This window comes from Dermacoccus sp. Ellin185 (genome assembly GCF_000152185.1).
Classification (GTDB): domain Bacteria; phylum Actinomycetota; class Actinomycetes; order Actinomycetales; family Dermatophilaceae; genus Dermacoccus; species Dermacoccus nishinomiyaensis.
The window spans coordinates 1-4,308 of sequence record NZ_AEIQ01000131.1; the positions used below are offsets into that span (position 1 = coordinate 1).

At 66.5% G+C, this 4,308-nt stretch carries 6 protein-coding genes; all 6 read left to right on the forward strand.

The window, feature by feature from the left end; all coding sequences use genetic code 11:
* Window positions 1-43 precede the first annotated feature (43 nt).
* Entirely contained in the window at window positions 44-451 is a 408-nt protein-coding gene (locus tag HMPREF0321_RS17205) for a thiamine pyrophosphate-binding protein (RefSeq protein WP_240742565.1), read from the forward strand.
* The gene (locus HMPREF0321_RS17210) at window positions 340-1,392 is read left to right on the forward strand and encodes a thiamine pyrophosphate-binding protein (protein WP_006947569.1); all 1,053 of its coding nucleotides are present in this window, start codon (window positions 340-342) and stop codon (window positions 1,390-1,392) included. The genes HMPREF0321_RS17205 and HMPREF0321_RS17210 overlap by 112 nt, the downstream gene beginning before the upstream one ends.
* On the forward strand, window positions 1,316-1,795 hold the full coding sequence (locus HMPREF0321_RS17215) for a thiamine pyrophosphate-dependent enzyme (RefSeq protein ID WP_231729367.1): 480 nt from the start codon (window positions 1,316-1,318) through the stop codon (window positions 1,793-1,795). Before HMPREF0321_RS17210 ends, HMPREF0321_RS17215 begins: the two co-directional genes overlap by 77 nt.
* A gap of 257 nt (window positions 1,796-2,052) precedes the next feature.
* On the forward strand, window positions 2,053-2,709 hold the full coding sequence (locus tag HMPREF0321_RS14420; protein ID WP_083803293.1) for a helix-turn-helix domain-containing protein: 657 nt from the start codon (window positions 2,053-2,055) through the stop codon (window positions 2,707-2,709).
* A complete protein-coding gene (locus tag HMPREF0321_RS14425; protein ID WP_006947567.1) occupies window positions 2,706-3,404 on the forward strand; it encodes a class I SAM-dependent methyltransferase in 699 nt (232 codons plus the stop codon). The genes HMPREF0321_RS14420 and HMPREF0321_RS14425 overlap by 4 nt, the downstream gene beginning before the upstream one ends.
* 262 nt (window positions 3,405-3,666) lie before the next feature.
* Complete coding sequence (locus HMPREF0321_RS14430) at window positions 3,667-4,302, forward strand: alpha/beta fold hydrolase (RefSeq protein ID WP_160126253.1); 636 nt, start codon at window positions 3,667-3,669, stop codon at window positions 4,300-4,302.
* Window positions 4,303-4,308: the final 6 nt, after the last annotated feature.

A 4,308-nucleotide genomic window follows, 5' to 3' on the forward strand; every position in this document is an offset into this window, starting at 1 on the left:
ACGCCCGTCCAGAAGTGATCACGCCCGCCGAGCGAGGAGAAGCATGAACATCGGATCCGAGATGACGATCGCCGAGATGATCGTCGAAGCGCTCGCCGAGTACGGCGTCAGCGAGTTCTGGGGTGTGGTCGGTGACGCGCTCAACCCCGTGGTCGACGCCATCCGGCGTGAGGACCGCATCGAGTGGGTCGGTGTGCGCCACGAGGAGGCGGGCGCGTTCGCCGCATCCGCGCAGGCGCAGCTGACGGGGCGTCTCGCGGTGTGCATGGGCACCGTCGGGCCCGGCGCGATCCACCTGCTCAACGGCCTGTACGACGCGAAGAAGTCGCACGCGCGCCGGTGCTCGCGATCTGTGGGCAGGTGCCGACGGAGGAGATCGGCACGAGTTTCTTCCAGGAGGTCGACAACGACGCGTTGTTCAGTGACGTCGCCGTCTTCACCGCGACGGTGACGAGCGCCAACCAGATGCCTCAGCTGCTGGAAGCCGCCGTCGCACACCAGGGCGTCGCGGTGCTCAACCTGCCGGGCGACATCAGCGGGTTGAAGCTGCCGCACGGCACGCGGACGCCGCGGTTCGCGCCGCCGCCGCTGCCGTCGTCACCGGCTGCGGATTCGCTCGACGGGGCCGCCGCCGCGCTGCGGGATGCCGAGAAGGTGACGCTGCTCGTCGGTCGCGGTGCGCGTGAGGCGCGAGAGGAGGTGCTCGCGCTCGCCGAGAAGCTCGCCGCGCCGACGGTGCTGACCCTCAAGGCGAAGGAGGGGCTCGAGCACGAGAACCCGTACGAGGTCGGCCAGAGCGGGCTCATCGGCAACCCGGCGGCCGTCGGCGCGATGGACGAGTGCGACGTGCTGTTCATGATCGGCACCGACTTTCCGTACCGCGAGTGGTATCCGGAGGGCAAGAAGGTCATCCAGCTCGACACGCGCACGCAGCACATCGGACGCCGCACGCCCGTCGACATCGCGCTCGTCGGTGGTGCGCGCGAGAGTCTGCGGGCGCTGCTGCCGATGCTCGAGCCGGCGTCAGGGCGCGAGCACCTCGAGAAGGCGCAGTCGAAGTACGCGGAGTGGATGGACGATCAGCGCAAGCTCGCCGACCCCTCGTTCGACGAGTCGCTGCTCGGCAAGGTGCGCTCGCTCGGCGACAACCCGGAAGAGAAGGTGCGTCCGGAGGCCGTCGCGCTCGCGCTCGACGAGGTGTGCCCGACGAACACGATCTTCACCTCCGACACGGGCATGTCGACGGTGTGGCTGTCGCGGCTGCTGCCGATGCGCGGAGAGCGCCGTCTCATCGGCTCGTACAACCCTGGGCTCGATGGCGAACGCCATGCCGATGGCGCTCGGCGCGCAGGCGCTCGATCGTCGTCGCCCCGTCGTCGCACTGTGCGGTGACGGCGGCCTCATGATGCTCGTCGGCGACCTGCGCACCGCCGTCACGTACGGCCTGCCGGCGACGTTCGTCGTGTTCAACAACAGCAAGCTCGGGATGGTGAAGCTCGAGCAGGAACAGGTCGGGCTGCCCGAGTACGGCACGGCGCTCGACAACCCGAACTTCGCCGACGTCGCCGCCGCGATGGGTTTGCGCTCGCGGCGCGTCGAGGACCCGGCCGAGTTGAAATCGGTTCTGCGCGAGGCCGTTTCGTCACCGGAGCCGTGGCTCGTCGAAGTCGTGACGAACCCCGACGAGGTGTCGGTGCCCGGCAAGGTGAAGCCCGCCCACGCGTTCGGTTTCGCCAAGGCCAAGGTGACGGAGTTCTTCACCGACCGCGGCCCGACGGGTGGCGGGGAGCACTGAGCGTGCACTGATTCTGCGCTGAGCCGACGGCCGGACGAGCATTGTTGCTCGCCCGGCCGTCGTCGTGAACATCACCGCGGCTCGGCACGGATCGGCCAGCCTCCTCCGGCTATGGCTAGAACCTTCGTTGGAGATGCACCCCTCGGATTGGCGCGCGAATACGGCTTGGCCCTGGTGTCTGGCGGCTCACCAAATAGACGACAAACATCGCGCAATAATTCTTGCGCTTCTAGCCGGTCGGTGGCAGGCTTGCGGCTATGAACGCCACGCCAGGGCGCGATGAGGCTACACACATCACGGATCCCAAAGCCGTCGCGGCTATCACGCACCCACTTCGAATGAGGCTGCTCGGCGAGTTGGCGCGCCGTGGCACAGCTCGGGTGAAGGATCTTGCGGACTTGCTCGACGAGCCAGCCAACTCCGTCAGTTTCCACCTGCGCCAGCTGGCCCGATATGAGTTGATCGAGCCCGACCCGGACCACACGGGCGACCGTCGCGAGCGGTGGTGGCGGCCGACCTCCGAGCGCGGGTTTCATATCGACCTGGCGGCGCTGCGGGCGCAGACCGGGGGTGAAGCGGCGGTGGACACGCTTCGACGGGTCGCGGAGGGGCACGTGGTCGCCCTGCATCGGGCAATCCAGGCTCGGGTTGGCGACGGCGCCGAGCTCGATCCCTCCGGTAGCTCATCGCCCTGCTCAATCAGCCAAGACTTCGCAGTTTGGCTTGATGATCAGGAGTTGGTCGAGATGCGCGCCGAGCTCAGCGCCGTTCTGGACAAGTGGAGCGAGCGATCCCGGGACCGTCGCAACCAGGCAGTGGCACATCCCAACCGGCGCGGCTACTACGGCATGCTCTTGGCCGCTCCCGAGGACGAAATGTTCCGCGTGTACGCCCGCCAGGAGGAAAATCGATGATGGATACCGCCGACTACGACGCGTTCGCCCCCGCTTATGTCGAGGAGAACGAGAATGGCCTGTTCAACAAGTGGTACGAACGCCCCGAGGTGCTACGCCTGGCCGGTGATGTTGAGGGGCTTCGAGTGCTGGACGCCGGCTGCGGCCACGGACCCTTGACGAAAGAGCTGCGCGATCGTGGCGCAACCGTAAGTGGCTTCGATGTCAGCCCCGCGATGATCGCCATCGCCCGCGACAGGCTGGGTGAATGCGCCGACATACGGGTGGCCGATCTCGCTGCCCCGCTGCCCTATGGGGACAACGAGTTCGACCTGATCACGTGTTCTCTTGCGCTGCACTACGTCCGAAAACTGGAGACCCACGCTCGGCGAACTGCGTCGCGTTCTACGCCCGGGCGGGCGGCTGATCGTCAGCCTGCTTCACCCCTTTTCCTCTTTGCCGCCCTGCACCGAGACCAGGACTACTTCGCACTCACCCAGTACTCCGAGGACTATGCGTTCGGCCAGACCACTACCGTGCTGACCTACTGGCACCGGCCCTTGCAGGATGTCCTCAATGCGTTCATCGACGCGGGCTTCACCTTTATCAGCCTGACTGAACCCAAGGTGCACCCCGACACCCCCAGCGAACTGCTGCCCCCAGGCGACAAACGGCAATTCCTCAGCTTCCTCTTCCTCACGCTCGCCCTACCCTGAGAACCCCGCGCGCCAGCAACTAACCAGCTTTGAACACCCTCATCACGACGTCACCGCGGAGGCGAAACCGCCTAGAGAATTCTTCGACCACGCGCGACCCACATCGCCACAGCACGGACGAAACCGACGGCCGGACGAGCATTGTGCCTCGTCCGGCCGTCGTCGTGAACATCACCGTGGCTCGGCTCTGAGGACCCGACGGCGTGAAGGTGGCGCTGATGACCCCCCGCAGGGCAGATAGCCTGCAGGAATGCTTCCCCTCGTGGCTCTCCACGGCCTTGCCAGCACCTCAGACGAGTGGGATGAATTCGCGCGGTCGCTCCCGCCTGCCTGGGAATTCATCGCCTTTGATCAGCTGGCTCACGGATCCGCTGCGGAAATGACCGGGGATCTGTCGCGCGAGGCACACGTCGCGCATGTCGTGTCGCAGATCCGTCGTCACGCGGCCACCCCCTGCGTGCTCGTCGGTCAGTCGATGGGCGCCCACACGGCCATGCTCGTCGCGGCGCATCACCCTCAGCTCGTGTCCGCACTCGTTCTCATCGAGGGCGGCGTCGGGGGTGAGGGACCCGAAGCGACGACAGATGTCATCGCATGGGTTCGCACGCTCGTCGACGACCAGGGAGAACCTCGTTTCGATGCGGTGGCCCTGGCGCGCGCCATCCAAGCAGTCCACGCGCAGCAGTTCTGGGAGGACTGGGAGCAGGTTTCGTGTCCGACGCTCATCGTGCGCGCACAGCACAGTTTCATCGCAAACGAAGAGCACGAACGCATGGCTGGCCGGCCAGGAACGCGGGTCGCGCTCGTCGCCGAGAGCGGACACGACATCCACCTCGCTAGGCCCGAGCCCTTGGCGCGGATCGTCATCGACTTCCTGCGCGAAGCCATCGCCGCATGACGGGAT